Source organism: Micromonospora sp. CNZ280 (assembly GCF_011759515.1).
In genome coordinates this window covers 541,164-563,403 of record NZ_JAAOYP010000003.1, presented here as the reverse complement: position 1 = coordinate 563,403, position 22,240 = coordinate 541,164, and the positions used below count along the sequence as shown (strand labels likewise).

Sequence of the window (22,240 nt, the reverse complement as noted above, 5' to 3'; positions counted from 1 at the left end):
CCCGTGTTGATCGTCCTCGGTCTCCTGCTCATCATCGTGCTCACCGCCGCCACCGGTTACTTCGTGGCCCAGGAGTTCGGCTACGTCGCCGTGGACCGGGGCAAGCTCAAGCAGCTCGCCGACGACGGTGACCAGGCCGCCGCCCGGGCCCTGGAGGTCACCGGCCGGCTCTCCTTCATGCTTTCCGGCGCCCAGCTGGGGATCACCGTCACCGCGCTGCTGGTCGGTTACGTCGCGGAGCCGTTCCTCGGCGCCGGGCTGACCGAGCTGCTCGGCCTGGCCGGCGTCTCCCGCGCGGTGAGCCTGCCGCTCTCCGTGGCGCTGGCCCTGCTCATCGCCACCGTCGTGCAGATGGTGCTGGGCGAGCTGGCGCCGAAGAACCTGGCCATCGCCCGGGCCGAGCCGGTCGCCCGGGCGCTGGCCCGGTCCACCCTGATCTACCTCAAGGTGGCCGGGCCGGTGGTCACCCTCTTCGACCGCTCCGCGGTCCGGCTGCTCCGCCGGGTCGGCATCGAGCCGATCGAGGAGCTGCCCAGCGGCGCCACCCCGGAGGACCTGGAACAGATCATCGCCGAGTCCCGGCAGGAGGGGCACCTCGACGCGGAGATGTCGACCCTGCTGGACCGGGGGCTCGACTTCCGCCAGCTGACCGCCGGCGAGGCCATGGTGCCCCGGGTCGACGTGCACACCGTACGGGCGAACGAGCCGGTCAGCCGGGTGGTCGAGCTGCTCGACACCGGCCATTCCCGGTTCCCGGTGCGCGGTGCCGAGGGCGTCGACGACCTGGTCGGCGTGGTCGGGATCGCCGACGTGCTCGGCGTACCCCCGGCCCGGCGGGCGACCACCCCGGTCGGCGCGGTGGCCGGCCCGCCGCTGCTGGTGCCGGAGACCCTGCCGCTGCCCACGGTGCTGGACCGGCTGCGCTCCGGGCACCGGCAGATGGCCTGCGTCGTGGACGAGTACGGCGGCTTCGCCGGCGTGATCACGCTGGAGGACATCGCCGAGGAACTGGTCGGCCCGATCCGCGACGAGGACGACCCGCCGGAGCGCGCCCCGGCCCGCCAGGACGACGGATCCTGGGTGGTGCCCGCCCGGTGGCGCATCGACGAGGTGGCCGACAGCACCGGCATCGCGCTGCCCGAGGCGCCCGAGTACGACACCCTCTCCGGCCTGGTGATGCGCGAGCTGGGCCGGGTGCCCGAGGTCGGCGACCGGCTGGAGATCATCCTGCCGGCCGACGGCGAGGACGGCGCGGTGGAGCCGCGCGCCCTGGTCGAGGTGCTCGCCGTCGACCGGCACGTGGCCGACTCGGTCCGGCTGCGGCTGGCCGAGCCGGGCGAGCGCCGGGAGGTGTCCGCATGAGCCCGGGGATCGCGCTGTTCAGCTCGGTGCTGCTGCTGGCGCTGAACGGCTTCTTCGTGGCCGCCGAGTTCGCCCTGGTGGCGAGCAAGCGGTACCGGCTGGAGCAGGCGGCCGCCGGTGGCGGCCGGGCGGCCCGGGCGGCGCTGGACGGGGTACGCGAGCTGTCGCTGATGCTCGCCGGGGCCCAGCTGGGCATCACCCTGTGCACGCTGGGCCTCGGTGCGCTCGCCGAGCCGGCGATCGAGCACCTGGTCAGCCCGCTGCTGCACGCGGTCGGCCTGCCTGACGCGGCGAGCCACGCGATCGCGCTGATCTTCGCGTTGAGCCTGGTCACCTTCCTGCACCTGGTGATCGGCGAGATGGCGCCGAAGTCCTGGGCGATCACCGACGCGGAGCGCTCGGCGATGCTGCTGGCGCTGCCGTTCCGGGCCTTCGCCCGGGTTTCCCGGCCGGTGCTGTCCGCGCTGAACGCGCTGGCCAACGCGATCCTGCGGCTGTTCCGGGTGAACCCGCAGGACCAGCTCGCCCAGGTGCACGGCCCGGACGAGCTGCGCATCCTGCTGGAGCAGTCCCGCGAGCACGGCCTGCTCGGCGCCGAGCAGCACGAGTTGCTGACCAGCATGCTGGAGCTGCAGGGCACCACCGTGGCGCAGGTGATGGAGCCGTTCGACCGGATGGTGACGGTGCGCCGGGACGAGGCCGCCGACCGGATCGAGCAGGTCAGCCGGGACAGCGGCCGGTCCCGCCTGGCGGTGCTGGACGCCGCCGGCGACGTCTGTGGGCTGGTGCACGTACGCGAGGCGGTGCGGGCCACCACCACCGGCCGGCCGGCCACCGCGGGCGAGCTGATGACCGCCGCGTTCACCCTGCCGGCGACCGCGTCGGTCACCGAGGCGGTGGCCGCGATGCGGGCCCGGCAGTCCCAGCTCGCGCTGGTCCGCAACGGCGGCGGCCCGGCCCGGCCGATCGGGTTCGTCGCGCTGGAGGACCTGCTGGAGGAGGTCATCGGCGAGTTCGACGACGAGACCGACCCGGTGCCGCGCGGGCGGCGGTTGCGCTGAGTCCCGCCGGGTAAGCCGGGCTGGCGGCGGCGGGGCGGTCCCGCTCGGGCGGGGCACGCCCCCGCCCGGTCCGCCGGGACGGGGGAGTGCGGTGCGGCTGACCGGGGTGTCGCCGGAGTCCGGCTGGACCGGACTGTCGGTGCAGACCGCCCTGGCCAACCCGAGCACCCGCCCGGGACTGCGGCTGCCCGGGCGGATCACGATCACCGCCGGCCGGTTCGACGTGCCGGTGCGGCACGTCCGGCTCGGTCTGGTCACCTCCGTCGAGCCGGACGACCCGGCGGCGCCCCGCCGCCTGGTGCAGTTCCACCAGGCGGCGGTCTCCGGCGGGTTCGTGGTGCGGGCCGGGCGGGCCCGTACCATGCCGTTCACGTTTCCGATGCCCTGGGAGACGCCGGTGACCATCTTCGGCGGGGTCCCGCTGCTCAGCCTGCGGATGGGGCTGCGTACCGAGGTGGCCATCGAGCCGCAGCTGGACCAGGGCGCGATGGTCCCGGTCTTCGTGCATCCGCTGCCCACCCAGGCGCACGTCCTGGCCGCGCTGGACACGCTCGGCTTCAGCCTGCGCCAGGCCGGGCTGCTGGACGGCCGGCTGCCGGGGGTGGAGCAGACGCTGCCGCTGCACCAGCGGCTGGGTTACTGGGTGGCGCCGCTCTACGCCGGGCCGATCACCGAGCTGGAGGTGATCTTCGTGACGAACTCGGCCGGGCTGGAGGTGATCCTCTGGATGGACCGCCGGCTGGCCCTGGCCGGGATCACCCACCAGAGCATCAGCCGGTTCCGGGTCTGGCACGCCGACGCGGAGCGCCGCGACTGGGTGGCGACGGTGGACGGGTGGCTGCGGCACGCGATCAACCGGCACGCGGCCGCGGCGGCGCACTCCGACTGGTCCGCGAACATCACCGAGTCGGCGCACGTCAGCCGCCCGCCCGACGAGCCGCTGCACCCCGGCTTCGGCCTGGGCGGCACGGCCGGCGGCGCCGGCATCGGCGGCGGATCCGGCGGCGGCGACGGCACCTGAGCGGTGCGGGTCACATGGTGGCGGTGGCGAGCTTGAGGCTGAAGCCGAGGAAGAGGGCGCCCACGCCGGTGGTGGCGCCCGCGGCGAGGCGGCGGCGCCGGCGGAACTGCGCCGCCAGGAACGTCCCGGCGAAGATCAGCGCGGTCAGGTAGAGCGCGCTGGTGACCTGGGCGATCAGCCCGAGCAGCAGGAACGACAGCGCCGGCCAGGCGTACCCGGGGTCGACGAACTGGATGAAGAAGGAGACGAAGAAGAGGATCGCCTTCGGGTTGAGCAGGCTGACCACCAGCGCCTTGCGGAACGGGCTGCGCAGCGCGGCCGGCTCCGCGGCGTCGATCAGCCGCGGCGTGCTCGGGTCGTTGCGGTTCCGCCAGCGCCGCCAGGCCCCGCGCAGCATGGTCACCCCCACGTAGCCGAGGTACGCGGCGCCGGCGTACTTCACCACCAGGAACAGCGGCGGGTACGCCTGGAGCAGCGAGGCCACCCCGGCGGCGGAGAGGACCATCAGCACCCCGTCGCCGACGAACACCCCGCCGGCGGCCCGGTAGCCGGCCGCCACGCCCCGCTGCGCGGCGGTGGAGAGCACGAAGAGCGAGTTGGGCCCGGGCAGCAGGATGATCGCCACGGTGCCCAGCACGTACGTCCAGATGTCGGTGATGCCCAGCACGCCCGACATCATCACGCCACCGGGGCTGTCCGGCGAAGCCTTTCCCGCAGCGTGACCTGTGCGTTCGGCCACTCGTCGACGGTCATCGAATACTGCACGGTGTCCCGCCACGAGCCGTCGGCGCGCTGCCGGTGCATCCGCAGCACCCCCTCGCGGGTCGCGCCGAGCCGCTCGATGGCCCGCTGCGAACGCTCGTTGCGGATGTCGGTGTGCCACACCACCCGCAGCGCGCCCAACTCGTCGAAGGCCCGGGTGAGCAGCAGCAGCTTCGCCTCGGTGTTGATCCCGGTCCGCCACCACGGCCGGCCCAGGAAGGTGTACCCGATCGCCACCGCCCGCCGGTCCGGGTCGACCTCGTAGTACGAGGTGGTGCCGACCACCGTGCCGGTGACCGCGCAGCGCTGCACCCAGGGCACCCGCTCCCCCCGGTGGTGCGCGGCCAGCGCGGCGGCGACCACCTCGGCGGTCCCGGCGGCGTCGGCCGGCATGGCGCTGCCCAGGTGCCGCCAGACCTCCGGGTCGGCGGTGGCGGTGTGCAACTCGTCGGCGTGCGCGAGGTCGAGCGGCTCGAGCACCACGTGCTCGCCGCGCAGCACCGCCGGTTCCAGCCACGGCGACCGGTCCGGCCGCAGGTACGCCGGCACCGGGGCGGTGACCCCGGCGGCCGGCTCCGGCGTCCCGGCGGTCAGCCGCAACGGCACCACCCCGGCCCAGTGCGGCAGGTCGAGGTCGGCCTCGTCGTCGCGTACGCCCCCGGTGCGGGCACGGACCGAGACCTCGCGCAGCGGCAGCGCCAGCACGGCGGTCTCGGCCAGTTCCCGGCGGCTCGGCGGGCGGCTGTCCGCGCTGCGCCCGGTGCCGGCCTTCTCCACCAGCGCGGTGAGCACGTCGACCTTCTCCCGCTCGTCGGTGACCAGCCGGGCGGTGCCGTGCGCGACCACCGAGCGGTAGTTGGCGCTGTGGTGGAACTGGGAGCGGCCGTAGACCAGGCCGTCGAGCAGGGTGACCGCGACGCAGACCGGCAGTCCGTCGCCCCGGGCGGCGAGCAGCGGCCGGCTGCCGGTGGAGCCGTGCAGGTAGAGGGTGTCGCCGAGGCGGACGTGCAGGGTGGGCAGCACCCGTGGCTCGCCGTCGACGGTGAACCCGAGCGCGCAGTGGTACGCCTCGTCCAGCACGGCGTGCGCGGCGGTGCGGTCGTAGCTCATCCGGTCCCGGGTGCGGCTGGCGGTGGTCCGAGGGGTCGGTGGGTACATGCTCCCGCCTTTGTTCTAGTACAATCCCTGATTTGTGTCAGCACGCTATCAGGTCACCGGTACGACGGCCGTCGAGATTTCGGCCAGCATCGAGTCCGGTATCCGGACCGCCGCGTTGCCGCCCGGCGCCGCGCTGCCGCCGGTCCGGTCCCTCGCCGCCGATCTGGCGGTCAGCCCGGCCACCGTCGCCCGGGCCTACCAGGAGCTGCGCCGGCGCGGGCTGGTGGTCACCGCCGGCCGGCACGGCACCCGGGTGCGGCCCCGCCCGCCGGTGGCGGCCCGCCGCTCGGCGCTGCGCCCGTCGCCGGCGCCCGGCCTCTGCGATCTGTCCACCGGGGAGCCCGACCCGGCGCTGCTGCCCCCGCTCGGCCCGCACCTGGCCACCCTCGCCGCGGCGGCCGGTCCACCGGTGAGCTACTCCGGCGCCGGGGTGCTGCCCGAACTGGTCGAGGCGGCCCGCGCGCGACTGGCCGCCGACGGCGTGCCGGCCGGCGAGCTGACCATCACCGGTGGCGCGCTGGACGGCATCGAGCGCCTGCTCGGCGCCCACCTGCGCCCGGGCGACGCGGTGGCGGTCGAGGACCCGGGCTGGGCCAACCTGCTCGACCTGGTGGCCGCCCTCGGGCTCCGGCCGATCGGCGTACCGGTCGACGACGACGGGCCGCTGGTCGCCGGCGTCCGGTCGGCGCTGGCCGCGGGCGCCCGGGCGCTGGTGGTCACCAGCCGGGCGCAGAACCCGACCGGCGCGGCGGTCTCCGCGCACCGGGCCGGCGAGCTGCGCGAACTGCTCGCCGGCCGGCCCGACCTGCTGCTGATCGAGGACGATCACGCCGCCGAGCTGGCCCGCGTACCGCTGCATCCGCTGGCCGGGGCGACCCCGACCTGGGCCTTCCTCCGGTCGGTGAGCAAGCCCTTCGGGCCCGACCTGCGACTGGCCGTGCTGGTCGGCGACGAGACGACGGTGGCCCGGGTGGCCGGCCGGGCCCGGGTCGGCGCCGGCTGGGTCTCCACCGTGCTGCAACGGCTGGTCCTGACGCTCTGGCGCGACCCGGCGGTGGCCGAGCTGGTCGACCGGGCGGCCGGCAGCTACGAGCGGCGCCGCGGGGCGCTGCTCGCCGCGCTGGCCCGGCGCGGTCTGGCTGCGCACGGCCGCAGCGGCATCAACGTATGGCTGCCGGTGGCGGACGAGACCAGCGTGCTGACCGCGCTGCGCGACGCCGGCTGGGCGGTGGCGCCGGGCGCCCTCTACCGGATCGCCGGCCCGCCCGGGCTGCGGATCACCGTCAGCCGGCTCGCCGACGACAACGTCGAGGCGCTCGCCGACGCGCTGGCCGGTGCGGTCCGCCCCGCCGTCGCCGCCGGCTTCACCGCCTGACCGGCCGCGGCGGGAGCGGCGTGAGCCGTCGCTCAGCGGGTAAGCGCGCCGCCGGAGGTGAGCGGCCATGGCTACGTCCGGGTCGAGGCGGGGGGTCTGGATCGCGGTCGTGGTGGCGGCGATCGTGATCATCATCGCGATCATCGCGCTGGCGTCCGGCGACGACGGCGGTGGCGGCGGGTACTGACGGCGCCGGGCCCGCCGGGGGCGGGCCCGGCGGAGTCTCCCGAACGGGTATATAACAGTCGACATGGCCGAGCAGCCCGAGAGCGCCCCCGGCGCCCAGCGGTTCATCCCGCCCGAGGCGGACACCATCGACGCGCTCCGCGCGGCCGCCACCGGCTGCCGTGGCTGCGAGCTCTACCGGGACGCCTCGCAGACGGTGTTCGGCCGGGGCGACGAGAGCGCCCGGGTGGTCTTCGTGGGCGAACAGCCCGGCGACATGGAGGACCAGAAGGGGCTGCCGTTCGTCGGCCCCGCCGGCCGGCTGCTCCGCAAGGCGGTCGACGACGCCGGCCTCGACCCGGGGCACATCTACCTGACCAACGCGGTCAAGCACTTCCGCTTCGAGCTGCGCGGCAAGCGGCGTATCCACCAGACCCCGGACCGGGTGCACATCACCGCCTGCCGCCCCTGGCTGGTCGCCGAGTTCGCCCGGCTGCACCCGGAGATCGTGGTGGTACTGGGCGCGACCGCCGCCAAGGCGCTGCTCGGCCCGACGTTCCGGGTCACCCGGCAGCGCGGCGAGCTGCTGCCATGGCCCGCCTCGGCCCAGCACCCCGAGGACTTCCAGCGGGTGCCGGTGGACACCGAGGGCAAGCTCGCCGACGCGCCGGAGGCCCGGCTGCTGGCCACCATCCACCCGTCCGCGGTGCTGCGCGCCGACGACCAGGACAAGGCGTACGACGGGCTGGTCGCCGACCTCACCGTGGCCGCCCGCGCGCTGGCCGCCTGACACCGGCCCGCGCCGGCTCAGCCGCCGGTGGTGATCTTGCCGTACCCGTCCTTCGCCACGATGCGCCCGTCGCGCACCGTGTGGACGTCCAGCCCGCGCAGCACGCTGCCGGCCGCGGCCGGTGGCGATTGGCCCGGTCGGTCGGCCGGGGATTGGCTCTCCAGGGGCGGGTGCCGGGCGCCTAGCGTGGCGGCATGAGCTCGTCCCACCGCACCGCCACCCGTTCCCCGTCCCCGGTCGACGTCACGGCCGCCCCGCCGACCGCCCCGGACGCCGAGCCCCGGCCGGCCGGCGACGCCGCCGCGCTGAGGCTGGCCACCGGCAACGCCGCCGCCCTCTGGACGGCGCTCGCCGAGACCCGGGGGCACCCGCTGACCCGCCGGCCCGGCTTCCTCGCCGTACGCGGCGACGACCGGGCCGGCCTGCGGGTCCTGCTGCGCACCCCGGAACCCACCGCGGACGACCTGGCCGAGATCGCCGGGCTGGTCCGGGAGCGGAGCGCGGGCCCGGTGACGGTCGAGGACCCGTTCGGCACGGCGGACCTGACCGGCTCGGGCCTGACGCCCCGGAACCTGCCGGTCATGATCCGCCCGCCCGCGCCGGCCCCGGCGCCGTCGCTGCGGGTGACGCCGGTCGACGACCCGGAGCGGCTGGCGGCGGTCGAGCGGGTGGTCGTGTCCGGCTTCCCGCTGAGCCGGCTGCACCCGTACCGGCCGGGCGAGGCGTTCCCGGTGGCCCTGCTCGACCGGCCCGGGGTCCGGTTCCTGCTCGCGGAGGTCGACGGCGTGCCCGCCGGCGCCTGCCTGACCGTGCGCGCGGAGGTGGCCGGGCTGTACTGGATGACCACACTGCCCGAGCACCGGTCCCGGGGCGTCGGCCGGGCGCTGCTCCACGCGGTGCTGGCGGAGCTGGCCGGGTGCCCGGTCACGCTGACCGCGTCCCGGGCCGGCCGCCCGCTCTACGACTCGCTCGGCTTCCGGCCGGTCGGCCGGGCCACCTGGTGGTCCTGACCGCACGGGCACCCGCCGGTCGGCCGCCGGCACTGTTCCGGCTCGGGTGGCCGGTGCCACACTTGCCGCCATGCAGCAGCATCTCTACGAGCGTGACCACGACGAGTTCCGCGACCTGTGCCGGGAGTTCCTCGCCCGCGAGGCGGTGCCGCACCACGAGCGCTGGGAGGCCGCCGGGATCGTCGACCGGGAGGTGTGGCGCAAGGCCGGCGCCGCCGGGCTGCTCGGCATGGACGTCGACCCCGGGTACGGCGGCGGTGGTCAGCGGGACTTCCGGTACAACGCGGTGCTGGTGGAGGAGATCGTCGCGGCCGGCTGCTCCGGGCTCGGCTTCGGCCTGCACAACGACGTGGTGGCCCCGTACCTCACCGAGCTGACCACCGACGACCAGCGCAAACGCTGGCTGCCCGGGTTCTGCTCCGGCGACCTGGTCACCGCCATCGCGATGAGCGAGCCCGGCGCCGGCTCCGACCTGGCCGGCGTCCGCACCAGCGCGGTACGCGACGGCGACACCCTCGTCCTCAACGGCCAGAAGACGTTCATCACCAACGGCGAGCTGGCCGACCTGGTGATCGTGGTCGCCCGCACGGCCGACCAGGGCGCGCACGGGGTGAGCCTGATCGCGGTGGAGACCGGCACCCCCGGCTTCACCCGGGGCCGGCGGCTGGCCAAGGTGGGGTTGAAGGCCAACGACACGGCCGAACTCTTCTTCGACGACTGCCGGGTACCGGCGGAGAACCTGATCGGCACCGAGAACCACGGCTTCTACCACCTGATGGCCAACCTGCCCCGGGAGCGGCTGAGCATCGCGGTCGCCGCGGTGGCCGCCGCCGAGAAGCTGCTCGCCGTCACCCTGGACTACGCGCGCTCGCGGCAGGCGTTCGGCCGGCCGATCGGCGCCTTCCAGCACAACCGGTTCCTCCTGGCCGAGCTGGACACCGAGGTGACCATCGCGCGGACCTTCGTCAACCACTGCGTCGCCGAGTTCAACGCCGGCCGGCTCTCGGTGACCGACGCGGCCAAGGCCAAGTGGTGGACCACCGAGCTGCAGAACCGGGTCGCCGACCGCTGCGTGCAGCTGCACGGCGGCTACGGCTACATGCTGGAGTACCCGGTGGCGAAGGCGTGGCTGGACGGCCGGGTGCAGACCATCTACGGCGGCACCACCGAGATCATGAAGGAGATCATCGGCCGCGGGCTCGGCCTGTAGCGAAACCGGGTGCCATCGGGTCCGGTGGCTGCGCAAGGATGGGCGGGGCCAGCACCCCTTACCGCACTCCAGGAGCCGCGATGACCACGGATCTGACCGCCCCGGCCGCCGCCCCCGACGTCGCGCCGATCCAACGGCGGACCCTGCGGCTGCTCTTCGGCACCCAGATCGTCGGCGGCATCGGCGTCACCATCGGCATCGCGGTGGGTGCGCTGCTCGCCGCCCGGGTGGCCGGCACCGCGGTGGCCGGCCTGGCGCAGAGCGCCGCCGTGGTGGGCGGGGCGCTGCTGGCGATCCCGATGACCCGGATCATGAACGCGTACGGCCGCCGGCCGGGGCTGGCCTTCGCCTACCTGGCCGGCGCGGTCGGGGCGGTGCTGGTGGTGCTCGCCACGGTCACCCGGTTCGTGCCGCTGCTCTTCCTCGGCATGCTCTTCTTCGGCGGCGGCACCGCGGCCAACCTCCAGGCCCGCTACACCGCGGTGGACCTCGCCGAGCCGGCCCGCCGGGGACGCCAGCTCTCGCTGATCGTCTGGGCCACCACCATCGGCGCGGTGGCCGCGCCGAACTTCGCCGCGCTCGCCGACCGCACCACCAGCGGCTGGGGGCTGCCGCCGCTGGCCGGCCCGTTCGCCTTCAGCGCGGCCGCGTTCGTGCTCGCCGCGGGCGTACTGCTGGCGCTGCTGCGGCCCGACCCGCTGCTCACCGCGCGCCGGCTGGCGGCGGCCGCCGCCCCGGTCGCCACTCCCGCTCCGGACGTCACCCCACCGGCCGAGGCGGTCGCCGCGCCGGCCCGGACCGCCCGGCGCGGTGCCGGGATGCGGGCGGCCTGGCAGGTGGTACGCGGCCGCCCGGCCGCCCGGCTCGGCATCGCGGCGGTGGCGGTGGGCCACGTGGTGATGGTGGCGGTGATGTCGATGACGCCGGTCCGGCTCGGCGAGTCGCACGGCGACGCCGACGTGCTGCGGGTGGTCGGCATCGTGCTGAGCCTGCACATCGCCGGCATGTACGCCCTCTCCCCGCTGGTCGGCTGGCTGACCGACCGGCTCGGCCGGCGCGCGGTGATCCTCACCGGCGTCGGGCTGCTGCTCGCCGCGTGCGCGGTGGCCGGCACGGCCGGGCATCACACGCCCCGGCTCTCGATCGGGCTGGTCCTGCTCGGGCTGGGCTGGTCCGGCACCATGGTGGCCGGCTCCACGCTGCTGTCGGAGTCGGTGCCGGCGGCGGTCCGCCCGAGCGTGCAGGGGTTCTCCGACCTGACCATGGGGCTGGCCGGCGCGGGGGCCGCCGCGGTCAGCGGGTTTGTCATGCGGGCCGCCGGTTATCCGGTGCTCACCCTGCTCGCGGCGATCGCGGTGGTGCCGCTGGTGGCGCTAGCGTTACGGGCGGTGCCGGCGGGCGCACCGGACGAGGAGGACTGATCACGTGCGGCTGACCGACTTCTGGGCGCGGTTGGCGGAGGCGTTCGGGCCGGGCTACGCGGCCAGCATCGCCGCCGACCAGGTGCTGCCCCAGCTCGGCGGGCGGACCATCGAGCAGGCGCTCGCCGCGGGTGAGGAGACGCACGTGGTGTGGCGGGCGGTGGTCGCCGCCTATCCCGACCGGGTGCCCGCCCGGCTACGCTGAGCAGCCTTTTCGCCGCTCCCGCGTGTCGCTTGCCGACTCGTACACCTGTTCGGCTATTGTCCACAGCGGGGTGCTCGTCCACAGCTCGCGGCCCGTCGGCTGGTTTTCTGTCGGACCCAGCGCCTAGCGTGTCCGCGTGACGCGAAGCTCAGGAAAGACGCCGGCGAAGGCAGGGGTGGCAACGATGGCAGCAGGGCCTGACCGGGAGAAGGCACTCGACCTTGCTCTCGCTCAGATCGACAAGCAGTTCGGCAAGGGCTCGGTGATGCGGCTGGGGGAGCGGCCGGTCATCCAGACCGCGGTGATCCCGACCGGCTCCATCGCGCTCGACGTGGCCCTCGGCGTGGGCGGTCTGCCCCGCGGCCGGGTCGTCGAGATCTACGGTCCGGAGTCCAGCGGTAAGACCACGGTGGCGCTGCACGCGGTCGCCAACGCCCAGCGGGCGGGTGGCATCGCCGCCTTCGTCGACGCCGAGCACGCGCTCGACCCGGAGTACGCGAAGGCCCTCGGCGTCGACACCGACGCCCTGCTGGTGTCCCAGCCGGACACCGGCGAGCAGGCGCTGGAGATCGCCGACATGCTGGTCCGCTCCGGCGCGCTCGACATCATCGTGATCGACTCGGTGGCCGCGCTGGTGCCGCGCGCCGAGATCGAGGGCGAGATGGGCGACAGTCACGTGGGTCTGCAGGCCCGGCTGATGAGCCAGGCGCTGCGGAAGATCACCGGTGTGCTCAACAACACCGGCACCACGGCGATCTTCATCAACCAGCTGCGCGAGAAGATCGGTGTCATGTTCGGGAGTCCCGAGACCACCACCGGTGGTCGGGCGCTGAAGTTCTACGCCTCGGTCCGGCTCGACGTGCGCCGCATCGAGAGCCTCAAGGACGGCACCGACGTGGTCGGCAACCGCACCCGGGTCAAGGTGGTGAAGAACAAGGTCGCCGCGCCGTTCAAGCAGGCCGAGTTCGACATCATGTACGGCAAGGGCATCTCCCGCGAGGGCTCGCTGATCGACGTCGGCGTCGAGCAGGCGATCATCCGCAAGTCCGGCGCCTGGTACACCTACGACGGCGACCAGCTCGGCCAGGGCAAGGAGAAGGCTCGCGAGTTCCTCCGCGAGAACCCGGACGTGGCCGCCGAGATCGAGAAGAAGATTCTGGAGAAGCTCGGCGTCGGGGTCGGCGCGGGCGACGCCGCCGGTGGCCCGGAGCTGCCGCCGGTCGACTTCTGACCCGACTCGTGGCAGGACGACGCGCCCGTACGGGGCGGGGCTGGGACGCCAGCCCACCCCGTACGGGTGACGCCAGTACGCCCCCGCGACCTCGCCGCGGCCGTCGCAGCCGGTCCGAGGAGGCCGATGCAGAGGCGCCCGCCGCCCCGCCGCGCGACGAGGCCGAGGTGGCCCGGGAGATCTGCCTGCGCCAGCTCGCCGTCCGGCCCCGGACCCGGGCGGAGCTGGCCGCCGCGCTCGCCAAGCGGGGCATCTCCGACGAGGTCTCGGCCGAGGTGCTCGACCGCTATGACGAGGTCGGCATCATCGACGACGCCGCCTTCGCCCGGGCCTGGGTCAGTAGCCGGCACGCCGGCCGGGGGCTGGCCCGCCGGGCACTGGCCAACGAGCTGCGCCAGCGCGGGGTCGACGGCGACGTGGCCCGCGAGGCGCTCGGCGAGCTGGACGAGACCACCGAGGCCGAGACGGCCCGCGCCCTGGTCGAGCGGAAGCTACGGGTCGCCCGCGGCGAGCCCGACGCGGTGTTCCGCCGGCTGGTCGGCATGCTGGCCCGCAAGGGCTACCCGCCCGGCGTGGCCATCCGGGCGGTGAAGGAGGCGCTCGCCGCGCAGAGCGCCGAGGCTGCCGAGTTCGCCGAGCAGATCGACGCCGACGCCCTCGCCGAGGCCGAGGGCGAGCTGGACCGCGACAGCCGGACGGCCGAGTGATCGGCCGGGCGCCCTCCACCCGGCCGAGCGAGCCCCTCCCGGCGGCGGGGTCGGCGGGGGCGGCGGCAGGGTGGGCCGACCCGTGCTGGCGGCGTGCCTGAACGGCGGGCGGGGCTGCGACGAGCACCCGGCGGTCCCACTCACCCCGGCCGAGCTGGCCGCCGACGCCGTCCGTTGCGCCGACCTCGGCGTGGCGGCGGTGCACGTCCACCCGCGCGACGCGGCGGGCGCCGAGTCGCTGCGTCCCGAGGTCGTGGCCGGGGCGCTCACCGCGATCCGCGCCGCCCGGCCGGGGCTGCCGGTCGGCGTGAGCACCGGCGCCTGGATCGAGCCGGATCCGGCCGCCCGGGTGGCCGCCGTCCGCGCCTGGCGGACGTTGCCCGACTTCGCGTCGGTCAACGCCCACGAGGAGGGCGCGGAGGCGGTCGCCGCGGCGCTGCACGAGCGCGGCGTGCTGGTGGAGGCCGGGCTCTGGACGGTCGAGGCGGTGGCTGCCTACCGGGCCTGGCGGGTGCCGGTCGGGCGGTTGCTGATCGAGTGCATGGCCGAGGAACCGTCGGTGGCGCTCGCGGACGCGGCGGCGATGCTCGCCGCCCTGCCGCGCACCGCGGGGACGATCGAGCCGCCGGTGCTGCTGCACGCCGAGGGGCCGGCCACCTGGGCGGTGCTCGCCGAGGCGGTCCGCCGGGGCCTGCACACCCGGATCGGCCTGGAGGACACGCTCCAGCTACCGGACGGCATGCCCGCCCCGGGCAACCCGGCACTGGTCAGCGCCGCGCTGGCCGCCGACGCCCGCTGAGCCGCCCCGGTCAGCCGGCACCGGCCGCCGGCAGTCCGCCGCGCTCCGAAGCCGCTGCTCCGCCCCGGGGCCGGCCGACGCCAGTCCGGCGAAATGGGGTGTCCGCCGACCCAGGAAGCCGCCACCCCGGCGACCCGGAGTCGATCAACCGCTGCGACAGGGGAGCAGACGTGGCGATGACGCTCGGTTGAGCCGCCGACCGTTCCTCGGCCCGGTCGGGTGGGCGGGCCACCCCGACTCAACCGGGTCGGCCCGGGGTGAGCAGCAGTGACACCCATCCGACAGCGTGCGGGCGGTGGCGTTTGTCCGCTGGTGTCCGGCGTTTCGTCAGCGCTGGGTGACGCCGCAACTTCGCTCCGTTCGGGGGTTTTGATCATGAGTTCTTGACCAGACCGGCCCTCGCGACCTAGCCTCGCCATACAGGCTCACATTGCCCGACCAGCGCAGGCTAAGCGCACAACATAGATCGCGTAACAGAACAGCATCACTTTGGCCAGCGCCATCGGCCATACCACCGCAGCTCGGGACAGGCCGGTCCGGAGCTGAGGCGACAACTGCAACCGGCCGCCGGCGATGCTCTGGGCGCCGCCGGCGGAGAGAGCTACCCACGGCCAGTCGCTCCGGTCGGGCGTCCAGAGCCGCAGGAGTGTGCCTCCGGCACGGTCCCTGCGGCGCCGACGTTCAGGGGAGGCGGCCATGGCGGGGCGGCACAGGTTCACCGGTGGTCCCCACGAGGTCCCGGCATGAGCGAGCGGCAGCGAGCGAATCATCGGTACCGCGCGGTGGTGCCTCATGGCGGCACGGAGCGAAGCGGAGTGCCGGCATGAGCGGCTTCGATGTCGTGCTCCTCGTGGTGGTGCTGATCCTGACCGTGGTGGTGGTCGGGGCGGTGCTGCTGGGGGTCCGGACGCTGCGCGGGTTCCAGGCCGGCCCGGTCCCCGAGGATCCGGCCTTCATCGCCGAGAAGGACCGGCAGGAGCAGTCCCTGGCCGCGTTGCGCAGCGCGGCCGACGAGGCGAACAGCACCATCGACGTGGCGAAGTCCGCCGCCGCGGCGGCGCGGGCGGAGGCGGCCGCGGCCAAGGCGGAGGCGAAGGCGGCCCGGGCGGAGGCCCGCCGGGTGCTCGACGACGCCCGCGCCGAGGCGGATACCGTGCTGGAGCGGGCGCACAAGCAGGCCGAGGCGGACGCCGAGCAGCTGCGGGCGGCGGCCCGGCGCAGCGGTGAGCGTGAGGTGGCGGTGCTCGCCGCCACCACCCGCGAGCAGGCGGCCGAGGTGGAGCGGCGGGCGGCCCGGATGGACGAGCGGGAGCGCCTGCACACCGAGGAGGTCGAGCGGCTCGCCGAGCGGGAGCGGCAGCTGACCGCCGCGACGGCCGCGCTGGCCGCCCGGGAAACCGCGCTGGCCCGCCGGGAGGCGGAGCTGACCGAGGCCGAGGAGCAGCGGCGGCGTGAGCTGGAACGGGTCGCCGGGCTCACCGCCGACACCGCCCGGGCCGAGCTGATCGAGGCCATCGAGTCGCAGGCCAAGCGGGAGGCGGCGCTGCTGGTCCGGGACATCGAGGCGGACGCGCGCAGCACGGCCGAGCAGCGGGCCCGGCACATCGTGGTCGACGCCATCCAGCGGGTGGCCAGCGAGCAGACCGCGGAGAGCGTGGTCAGCGTCCTGCACCTGCCTGGTGACGAGATGAAGGGGCGGATCATCGGCCGCGAGGGCCGCAACATCCGGGCCTTCGAGTCGGTCACCGGGGTCAACCTGATCATCGACGACACCCCCGAGGCGGTGCTGCTCTCCTGCTTCGACCCGGTACGCCGGGAGGTCGGCCGGTTGACCCTGGAGAAGCTGGTGCTGGACGGGCGGATCCACCCGCACCGGATCGAGGAGGTCTACGAGCTGGCCCGGCACGAGGTGGAGGAGCTCTGCCAGCGGGCCGCCGAGGACGCTCTGGTCGAGGTCGGCATCACCGAGATCCACCCGGAGCTGGTCACGCTGCTGGGCCGGTTGCGCTACCGCACGTCGTACGGGCAGAACGTGCTCAAGCACCTGGTGGAGACCGCGCACATCGCCGGTGTGATGGCCGCCGAGCTGCGCCTGGACGTGCCCACCATCAAGCGCTGCGCGTTCCTGCACGACATCGGCAAGGCGCTCACCCACGAGGTGGAGGGCAGTCACGCCATCATCGGCGCCGACCTGGCCCGCAAGTACGGCGAGAGCGAGGACGTGGTGCACGCCATCGAGGCGCACCACAACGAGGTGCCGCCGCAGACCATCGAGGCGGTGCTCACCCAGGCGTCCGACGCCTGTTCGGGCGGGCGGCCGGGCGCGCGCCGGGAGAGCCTGGAGGCGTACGTCAAGCGGCTGGAGCGGATCGAGGAGATCGCGGCCGGCAAGCTCGGCGTGGAGAAGGTCTTCGCCATGCAGGCCGGTCGGGAGATCCGGGTGATGGTCAAGCCGGACGACGTGGATGACATCGGCGCGGCCGTGCTGGCCCGGGACGTGGCGAAGCAGATCGAGGAGGAGCTGACCTACCCCGGTCAGATCCGGGTCACCGTGGTCCGCGAGTCCCGGGTCACCGAGATCGCCCGCTGACCCCGTAGACGCAGGCGGGCCGGCCCGGGAATCCGGGCCGGCCCGCTCGCTTCCGCGAGGTCAGGTGGTGGTGCCGGCGACCGCCTCGGTCTCCAGCTCGGTGCCCGCCGCGCCGGTGCGGGTGCCGGCGCTCTTCCGGCCCCGGGCGAGCCGGTGCTGGACGTACTGGGCCAGCTTGGAGAGCGAGTAGTTGACCACGATGAAGATCAGGCCGATCACGATGTAGACCTGGATCGGGTTGTCCAGGGCGCCGATGATCTGCTTGCCGATGTTCAAGGTCTCCTCGTAGCTGATGATGAAGCCGAGCGAGGTGTCCTTGAGTACTACCACGAGCTGGCTGATCAGCGCCGGCAGCATGATCCGGAACGCCTGCGGCAGCAGGATCATCCGGGTGGTCTGCCACGGGGCGAGACCGATCGCCGCGGCCGCCTCGGCCTGCCCGCCGGGCAGACCCTCCATGCCGGAGCGGAGGATCTCGGCGATGACCACCGAGTTGTAGATGGTCAGGCCGATGACCAGGTACCAGAGCGTGTCGAAGGTGACCCCGAACTCGGGAAAGCCGCGGGCCACGAAGAAGATCGTGATGACCACGGGCAGGCCGCGGAAGACCTCGACGCAGACCCGGGTGACCGCCGAGAGCAGCAGGCTCAGCCCGCGCAGCAGGTACGACACCGGGGTGGCCAGCCCGGTGAAACGGCGCCGGGCCAGGCTCTTGAGCTGGATCCGCAGCATCGCCAGCAGCGTGCCGACGATCAGCGAGGAGACGATGGCCAGCGCCGCGGCGGTCAGCGTGTTCTTGAAGCCGATGCCGATCCGCTCCCAGACCAGCGAGAAGTTCTCGTTGCCGGGGTCCAGCAGTGGGCCCCACAGCTCCATCGAGAACTGGCCCTTCTCGTCCAGCGGACGGTAGACCAGGAAGTACGTGCCGACGAGCAGCAGCACGGTGGCGACGAGGCTGCTGACCAGGGTGATCCGGCGCTGCCGCGGGCCGGGTACGTCGTAGAGGACGGTCTGCTGGCTCATCGGGCCACCGCCTGCCGCTTCTCGATCCGGTCGAGGAGAGCGCCGAGGGGGACGGTCATGATCAGGTATCCGATCGAGATGCCGATGGCGACCGGCACGAAGGCGAAGCCCTCGGCCGAGGTGAGCTGGTCGGCGGTCTGGGAGAGGTCGCCGACCACGCCGAAGAAGCCGACCAGCGCCGAGTTCTTGATCATCGCGATGATCACCGAACCGAGCGGCACCACGGACGCCTTCCAGGACTGCGGCAGCACCACGTACCGCAGGTTCTGGCCGAAGGTGAGCCCCAGCGACCGGGCCGCCTCCGCCTGGCCGGCGGGAACGGCGTTCACCCCGGAGCGCAGCGCCTCGCAGACGAACGCGGCGGTGTAGAGCACCAGCGCGATCAGCGCGAAGCGGAAGTACGGCAGGTCGGTGCCGAGCCGGGTGAAGATGGCGTCCAGCCCGGGGATGCGGAGAAAGTCCGCGTTGGAGCCGAGCGCCGGCAGGCCGAAGGCGGCGAAGAACATCACCACGGTCAGTGGCATGTTCCGGAAGATGTTCACGTAGCCGGTGCCGACCGCCCGCAGCGGCGGGACCGGCGAGATCCGGAGTACCGCCACGACGGCGCCCAGGATCAGGGCGCCGATCGCGGCGAGTACGCAGATCTGGAGGGTGAGCCAGAAACCACCCGCGAAGACGTCGAACTTGTCGATGAGCACACTCACGGGCCGGTCTTCCTTCCCACCCTCCAGATCGACGGAATTAGATCAGTAGCGGTTGACGGTCGGGGCGCTGCCGAGCTCCGCGCCGAACTTGCCGGCGGTGTCGTCCCAGGCCTTCTTCCAGCTGCCGTCGGCGAACGCCTTCTCCAGCGTGTCGTTGATGAAGTTGCGGAAGTCGGTGTCCTCCTTCTTCACCCCGATGCCGTACGGCTCCTTGGTGAAGTTGTCACCGGCCAGCTTGAACGACGCCTCGTCCTTGGCGATGTAGCCGAGCAGGATCACGTTGTCCGTGGTCACCGCGTCCACCTGGCCGCCCTTGAGGGCGTCCTTGCACTTGTCGTACGTGTCGAAGAGCACCAGCTGGGTGGCGACGTCCTTGACGTACTTCTTGATCTCCTCGGCTGGCGTGGAGCCGGTGACCGAGCAGACCTTCTTGGTGCCGTCCTTGAAGGAGTCCGGCCCGGTGATGGTGGTGTCGTCCTTCTTCACCAGGATGTTCTGGCCGGCCTCGTAGTACGGCCCGGCGAAGGCGACGCGCTCCTTGCGCTTGTCGTTGATCGTGTAGGTCGCCGCGACCAGGTCGACGGTGCCGTTGACGATCACGTCCTCGCGGACCTTCGAGGGGGCCTCGACCCACTCGATCTTGTCCTCGGGGATGCCCAGCTCCTTGACGATGATCTTCGCGACCTCGACGTCGAAGCCCTCCGGCTTGCCGGACAGGCCCTTGAGGCCGAAGCCGGGCTGGTCGAACTTGGTGCCGATCTTGATGGACTGGGCCTTGTTCAGCCGCTCCATGGTGGTGCCGGCGGCGAACGACTTGCTGCCGGCGCCGGTGCCCTCGCCGCCGTCGTCGTCGCCACCGCAGGCGGCCATGCCGAGCGCCAGGGTGGCGGCCGCCGCGAGCGCCGCTACGCGCTTCATACGCATACTCTTCTCCTTCTTCGACGAAGCCGCCGGGGGACGGCGCGCTCCAGGTACGGACGCCTAGTGCGTGAGGATCTTGGAGAGGAAGTCCTTGGCCCGCTCGCTGCGCGGGTTGCCGAAGAACTCGGCCGGGGGGGCGTCCTCGACCAGTTGGCCGTCGGCCATGAAGATGACCCGGTTGGCCGCGTGCCGGGCGAAGCCCATCTCGTGGGTGACGACGACCATGGTCATGCCGTCGCGGGCCAGCGAGGTCATCACCTCCAGCACCTCACCGACCATCTCCGGGTCGAGCGCGCTGGTGGGCTCGTCGAAGAGCATCGCCTTGGGCTGCATGGCCAGCGCGCGGGCGATCGCCGCCCGCTGCTGCTGACCACCGGAGAGCTGGGCCGGGAACTTGTCGGCCTGGTTGGCGATGCCGACCCGGTCGAGCAGGGCGAGGGCGCGCTCGCGGGCCGCCGCGGCCTTCTCCTTGCGCACCTTGATCGGACCGAGGGTGACGTTCTCCAGGATGGTCTTGTGCGCGAAGAGGTTGAACGACTGGAACACCATGCCGACCTCGCTGCGCAGCTTCGCCAGCGCCTTGCCCTCGGCCGGCAGCGGCTGCCCGTCGAAGGTGATGGTGCCGGAGTTGATCGGCTCCAGCCGGTTGATCGTGCGGCAGAGCGTCGACTTGCCGGAGCCGGACGGGCCGATCACCACGACCACCTCGCCCTTGCCGACCGAGAGTGAGACGTCGTCCAGCACGTGCAGCGGCCCGAACCACTTGTTGACCGAGTCCAGCACGATGAGCGGTTCGCCCGTCGTCACGTCGTCCACCGTCCCTGTCGTCGCCCCAGCGGGGTCGGATGACCCCCGGTTGGGCCACTGTAGGCGGGGGGATGTGGCGGAATGCAACTCAGTTGGTCACGGAGCGGTAACACCATTCGAGATCACGGCCCGAAGTTCGAATTCGATCACCGTCCTGGTGCGCCTCGTGACGACCTGGGTGGGTCGAGGAGATCATGTGTGGATGACCGAACCGGTACGGCTGACCCGGTACGCCCGTGGCGGCGGATGTGCCTGCAAGATCCCGCCCGGGGAGCTGGAGGCGATGGTCGCCGACCTCGGCCCGGCCACCGGCGTGGCCGAGCTGCTCGTCGGCCTGGATCACGGCGACGACGCCGCGGTGGTCCGGCTGGACGAGCGCACCGGCCTGGTGAGCACGGTGGACTTCTTCACCCCGGTGGTCGACGACGCGTACGACTGGGGCCGGATCGCCGCGACCAACGCCCTCTCCGACGTGTACGCGATGGGCGGCACCCCGCTGGTGGCGCTGAACCTGCTCTGCTGGCCGCGCGACGTGCTGCCGCTGGAGCTGGCCCGGGAGGTGCTGCGCGGCGGCCAGGACGTGGCCCGCGACGCCGGCTGCCACCTGGCCGGCGGGCACAGCGTGGACGACGACGGCCCCAAGTACGGGCTGGCCGTCACCGGGGTGGTCCGGCCGGACGAGCTGATCACCCTGGACGCGGGCCGGGCCGGGCTGCCGCTGTCGCTGACCAAGCCGCTCGGCGTCGGGGTGCTCAACACCCGGCACAAGAACACCGGGGAGCGCTTTCCGGAGGCGGTGGCCATGATGACCACGCTGAACCGCGACGCGGCCCGGGCGGCGGTGGCCGCCGGCGTGCGCTGCGGCACCGACGTGACCGGCTTCGGGCTGCTCGGCCACGCCGCCAAGCTGGCCCGGGCGAGCGGGCTCACGGTCGCCCTCGACGCGGCCCGGATGCCCTACCTGGCCGGTGCCCGGGAGGCGGTGCGCGACGGGTACGTCAGCGGGGGCAGCCGGCGCAACCTGGACTGGGTGACCCCGTGGACGGACTTCGGCCGGGTCGGCGATGACGACCGGCTGCTGCTGGCCGACGCGCAGACCTCCGGCGGGCTGCTGGTGGCCGGCGAACTCCCGGGCGCCACCGTGGTCGGCGAACTGCGTCCGCGTGGCGAGCAGTTGGTGGTCGTCCGGTGAGCGGCGCGGGTCGGAAACTCGACGCGGCGTGGCGCCGGGCGCGGCACCATACCCGATAAACTGTCATCTTCCGGCCACCCGGAGCAATGCGGCTCGGGTCAATTTTGCCCGGAATGGTCACAGACCGGTAACTTGCCCCCGGCTGAGGTCAAATGCACCCCACCATCGTCAGTAAGGCCCGATCCGGAGGCCGGTGGGACGAGCACAGCGAGGAGGCGGCATGACCGAGCTGTGGAACTGGAGAATCGACCGGGCGGCGCCGGTGCAGGTCTATCCGGCACTGGCCGAGGCGCTCGGCCGGGTGGTGATGCCGCTGGCGGTGGCCGACCCGACCCGGCTGCCGACGTACGCGGTGATCTGCGACGTCTGGGAGGCGCCGGGCGAGTTCGGCACGATCGTGGACTGCTACGGGGTTCCGGACCGGCTCCCCGAGCACGCCAGCGTCGCCGCCCTGGCGCGGCTGCTCGACCGCAACTGCCTGCTGCGCGACGACACCCTCGACGTCAGCCGGCACCTGCTCGTCGCGCCGGACGGCACGATCCGGCCGGTGCACTTCACCGTCCGGGAGACCGACGACGGCGAGGTGCTCGGCGACCAGCGGCTCTGCACCGAGGCCGACGCCGGCTGCCGGGGCTGGTCCCAGTGCCACCGCTCGCGGTGGGCGCCCGACTCGGTGCTGCCCGCGCTCGCCGCGGCCTGACCGCCCGCCGCCCAACCGGCGGGCGG

22 protein-coding genes are annotated in these 22,240 nt (G+C 73.6%); 15 read left to right on the top strand and 7 right to left on the bottom strand.

Features of this window, described 5'->3' with window-relative positions; all coding sequences use genetic code 11:
• The first annotated feature begins 3 nt into the window (after nt 1-3).
• From FHX32_RS24360 to FHX32_RS24350, 3 genes are all read left to right on the top strand, one after another.
• Nucleotides 4-1,362 (top strand): hemolysin family protein, encoded by a 1,359-nt coding sequence (locus tag FHX32_RS24360; protein WP_167187656.1) that lies wholly within the window; start codon nt 4-6, stop codon nt 1,360-1,362.
• On the top strand, nt 1,359-2,423 hold the full coding sequence (locus FHX32_RS24355) for a hemolysin family protein (RefSeq protein WP_167187654.1): 1,065 nt from the start codon (nt 1,359-1,361) through the stop codon (nt 2,421-2,423). Before FHX32_RS24360 ends, FHX32_RS24355 begins: the two co-directional genes overlap by 4 nt.
• 91 nt (nt 2,424-2,514) lie before the next feature.
• A complete protein-coding gene (locus FHX32_RS24350; RefSeq protein ID WP_167187651.1) occupies nt 2,515-3,444 on the top strand; it encodes a sporulation protein in 930 nt (309 codons plus the stop codon).
• A 10-nt stretch (nt 3,445-3,454) separates the two neighbouring features.
• Here the strand turns inward: FHX32_RS24350 and leuE are convergent, their stop codons facing one another.
• Entirely contained in the window at nt 3,455-4,123 is a 669-nt protein-coding gene (gene leuE / locus FHX32_RS24345) for a leucine efflux protein LeuE (RefSeq protein WP_167189195.1), read from the bottom strand.
• Complete coding sequence (locus FHX32_RS24340; protein WP_167187648.1) at nt 4,123-5,364, bottom strand: bifunctional pyridoxamine 5'-phosphate oxidase family protein/GNAT family N-acetyltransferase; 1,242 nt, start codon at nt 5,362-5,364, stop codon at nt 4,123-4,125. Before FHX32_RS24340 ends, leuE begins: the two co-directional genes overlap by 1 nt.
• 34 nt (nt 5,365-5,398) lie before the next feature.
• Between FHX32_RS24340 and FHX32_RS24335 the strand changes: the two genes are divergently transcribed.
• Both FHX32_RS24335 and FHX32_RS24330 read left to right on the top strand, forming a co-directional pair.
• Nucleotides 5,399-6,739 carry an aminotransferase class I/II-fold pyridoxal phosphate-dependent enzyme gene (locus FHX32_RS24335; protein ID WP_167187645.1) on the top strand — a complete coding sequence of 447 codons (1,341 nt, stop codon included), beginning with the start codon at nt 5,399-5,401 and terminating at the stop codon, nt 6,737-6,739.
• Between the two features lie 250 nt (nt 6,740-6,989).
• Entirely contained in the window at nt 6,990-7,694 is a 705-nt protein-coding gene (locus FHX32_RS24330; RefSeq protein WP_167187642.1) for a UdgX family uracil-DNA binding protein, read from the top strand.
• Between the two features lie 17 nt (nt 7,695-7,711).
• On the opposite strand, the gene FHX32_RS35405 is transcribed toward FHX32_RS24330, so the two are convergent.
• A complete protein-coding gene (locus FHX32_RS35405) occupies nt 7,712-7,903 on the bottom strand; it encodes a hypothetical protein (RefSeq protein WP_486481298.1) in 192 nt (63 codons plus the stop codon).
• Here FHX32_RS35405 and FHX32_RS24320 point away from each other — a divergent pair.
• The 8 genes from FHX32_RS24320 to rny all read left to right on the top strand — a co-directional run bounded on the left by FHX32_RS24320 (nt 7,889) and on the right by rny (nt 16,867).
• Nucleotides 7,889-8,704 carry a GNAT family N-acetyltransferase gene (locus FHX32_RS24320; RefSeq protein ID WP_167187638.1) on the top strand — a complete coding sequence of 272 codons (816 nt, stop codon included), beginning with the start codon at nt 7,889-7,891 and terminating at the stop codon, nt 8,702-8,704. The genes FHX32_RS35405 and FHX32_RS24320 overlap by 15 nt on opposite strands.
• Before the next feature lie 70 nt (nt 8,705-8,774).
• Nucleotides 8,775-9,914, top strand: a complete 1,140-nt coding sequence (locus tag FHX32_RS24315) for an acyl-CoA dehydrogenase family protein (protein ID WP_167187635.1) — start codon at nt 8,775-8,777, stop codon at nt 9,912-9,914.
• An 80-nt stretch (nt 9,915-9,994) separates the two neighbouring features.
• On the top strand, nt 9,995-11,335 hold the full coding sequence (locus FHX32_RS24310) for an MFS transporter (protein WP_167187632.1): 1,341 nt from the start codon (nt 9,995-9,997) through the stop codon (nt 11,333-11,335).
• 4 nt (nt 11,336-11,339) lie between these two features.
• Nucleotides 11,340-11,540, top strand: a complete 201-nt coding sequence (locus FHX32_RS24305) for a DUF3046 domain-containing protein (protein ID WP_167187629.1) — start codon at nt 11,340-11,342, stop codon at nt 11,538-11,540.
• 184 nt (nt 11,541-11,724) lie between these two features.
• The gene (gene recA, locus FHX32_RS24300; RefSeq protein ID WP_088995380.1) at nt 11,725-12,771 is read left to right on the top strand and encodes a recombinase RecA; all 1,047 of its coding nucleotides are present in this window, start codon (nt 11,725-11,727) and stop codon (nt 12,769-12,771) included.
• Between the two features lie 8 nt (nt 12,772-12,779).
• Nucleotides 12,780-13,478: a regulatory protein RecX gene (locus tag FHX32_RS24295; protein ID WP_167187626.1), complete on the top strand. Its 699-nt coding sequence runs from the start codon at nt 12,780-12,782 to the stop codon at nt 13,476-13,478.
• 82 nt (nt 13,479-13,560) lie between these two features.
• Nucleotides 13,561-14,277: a 3-keto-5-aminohexanoate cleavage protein gene (locus FHX32_RS24290; RefSeq protein WP_167187623.1), complete on the top strand. Its 717-nt coding sequence runs from the start codon at nt 13,561-13,563 to the stop codon at nt 14,275-14,277.
• 823 nt (nt 14,278-15,100) lie between these two features.
• Nucleotides 15,101-16,867 (top strand): ribonuclease Y, encoded by a 1,767-nt coding sequence (gene rny / locus FHX32_RS24285; protein ID WP_167187619.1) that lies wholly within the window; start codon nt 15,101-15,103, stop codon nt 16,865-16,867.
• Nucleotides 16,868-16,927: 60 nt separating this feature from the next.
• On the opposite strand, the gene FHX32_RS24280 is transcribed toward rny, so the two are convergent.
• From FHX32_RS24280 to FHX32_RS24265, 4 genes are read right to left on the bottom strand one after another with little or no spacing between them, the layout of a single operon-like run.
• On the bottom strand, nt 16,928-17,890 hold the full coding sequence (locus FHX32_RS24280) for an amino acid ABC transporter permease (RefSeq protein ID WP_167187616.1): 963 nt from the start codon (nt 17,888-17,890) through the stop codon (nt 16,928-16,930).
• Nucleotides 17,887-18,594: an amino acid ABC transporter permease gene (locus FHX32_RS24275; protein WP_167187613.1), complete on the bottom strand. Its 708-nt coding sequence runs from the start codon at nt 18,592-18,594 to the stop codon at nt 17,887-17,889. Before FHX32_RS24275 ends, FHX32_RS24280 begins: the two co-directional genes overlap by 4 nt.
• 42 nt (nt 18,595-18,636) lie before the next feature.
• Complete coding sequence (locus FHX32_RS24270) at nt 18,637-19,518, bottom strand: glutamate ABC transporter substrate-binding protein (protein ID WP_167187610.1); 882 nt, start codon at nt 19,516-19,518, stop codon at nt 18,637-18,639.
• 57 nt (nt 19,519-19,575) lie between these two features.
• Complete coding sequence (locus FHX32_RS24265) at nt 19,576-20,331, bottom strand: amino acid ABC transporter ATP-binding protein (RefSeq protein ID WP_167187607.1); 756 nt, start codon at nt 20,329-20,331, stop codon at nt 19,576-19,578.
• Nucleotides 20,332-20,524: 193 nt separating this feature from the next.
• Here FHX32_RS24265 and selD point away from each other — a divergent pair, with 193 nt between their 5' ends.
• The gene (gene selD / locus FHX32_RS24260; protein WP_167187604.1) at nt 20,525-21,514 is read left to right on the top strand and encodes a selenide, water dikinase SelD; all 990 of its coding nucleotides are present in this window, start codon (nt 20,525-20,527) and stop codon (nt 21,512-21,514) included.
• A 220-nt stretch (nt 21,515-21,734) separates the two neighbouring features.
• The gene (locus FHX32_RS24255; protein WP_167187601.1) at nt 21,735-22,214 is read left to right on the top strand and encodes a hypothetical protein; all 480 of its coding nucleotides are present in this window, start codon (nt 21,735-21,737) and stop codon (nt 22,212-22,214) included.
• The last annotated feature ends 26 nt before the right edge of the window (nt 22,215-22,240 follow it).

Coding starts and splice junctions, on each gene's coding strand:
- FHX32_RS24355 (WP_167187654.1), top strand. CDS start 1,359: ATGAGCCCGGGGATCGCGCTGTTCAGCTCGGTGCTGCTGCTGGCGCTG.
- leuE (WP_167189195.1), bottom strand. CDS start 4,123: ATGATGTCGGGCGTGCTGGGCATCACCGACATCTGGACGTACGTGCTG.
- FHX32_RS24340 (WP_167187648.1), bottom strand. CDS start 5,364: ATGTACCCACCGACCCCTCGGACCACCGCCAGCCGCACCCGGGACCGG.
- FHX32_RS24330 (WP_167187642.1), top strand. CDS start 6,990: ATGGCCGAGCAGCCCGAGAGCGCCCCCGGCGCCCAGCGGTTCATCCCG.
- FHX32_RS24320 (WP_167187638.1), top strand. CDS start 7,889: ATGAGCTCGTCCCACCGCACCGCCACCCGTTCCCCGTCCCCGGTCGAC.
- FHX32_RS24315 (WP_167187635.1), top strand. CDS start 8,775: ATGCAGCAGCATCTCTACGAGCGTGACCACGACGAGTTCCGCGACCTG.
- FHX32_RS24310 (WP_167187632.1), top strand. CDS start 9,995: ATGACCACGGATCTGACCGCCCCGGCCGCCGCCCCCGACGTCGCGCCG.
- recA (WP_088995380.1), top strand. CDS start 11,725: ATGGCAGCAGGGCCTGACCGGGAGAAGGCACTCGACCTTGCTCTCGCT.
- rny (WP_167187619.1), top strand. CDS start 15,101: ATGAGCGGCTTCGATGTCGTGCTCCTCGTGGTGGTGCTGATCCTGACC.
- FHX32_RS24280 (WP_167187616.1), bottom strand. CDS start 17,890: ATGAGCCAGCAGACCGTCCTCTACGACGTACCCGGCCCGCGGCAGCGC.
- FHX32_RS24270 (WP_167187610.1), bottom strand. CDS start 19,518: ATGCGTATGAAGCGCGTAGCGGCGCTCGCGGCGGCCGCCACCCTGGCG.
- selD (WP_167187604.1), top strand. CDS start 20,525: ATGACCGAACCGGTACGGCTGACCCGGTACGCCCGTGGCGGCGGATGT.
- FHX32_RS24255 (WP_167187601.1), top strand. CDS start 21,735: ATGACCGAGCTGTGGAACTGGAGAATCGACCGGGCGGCGCCGGTGCAG.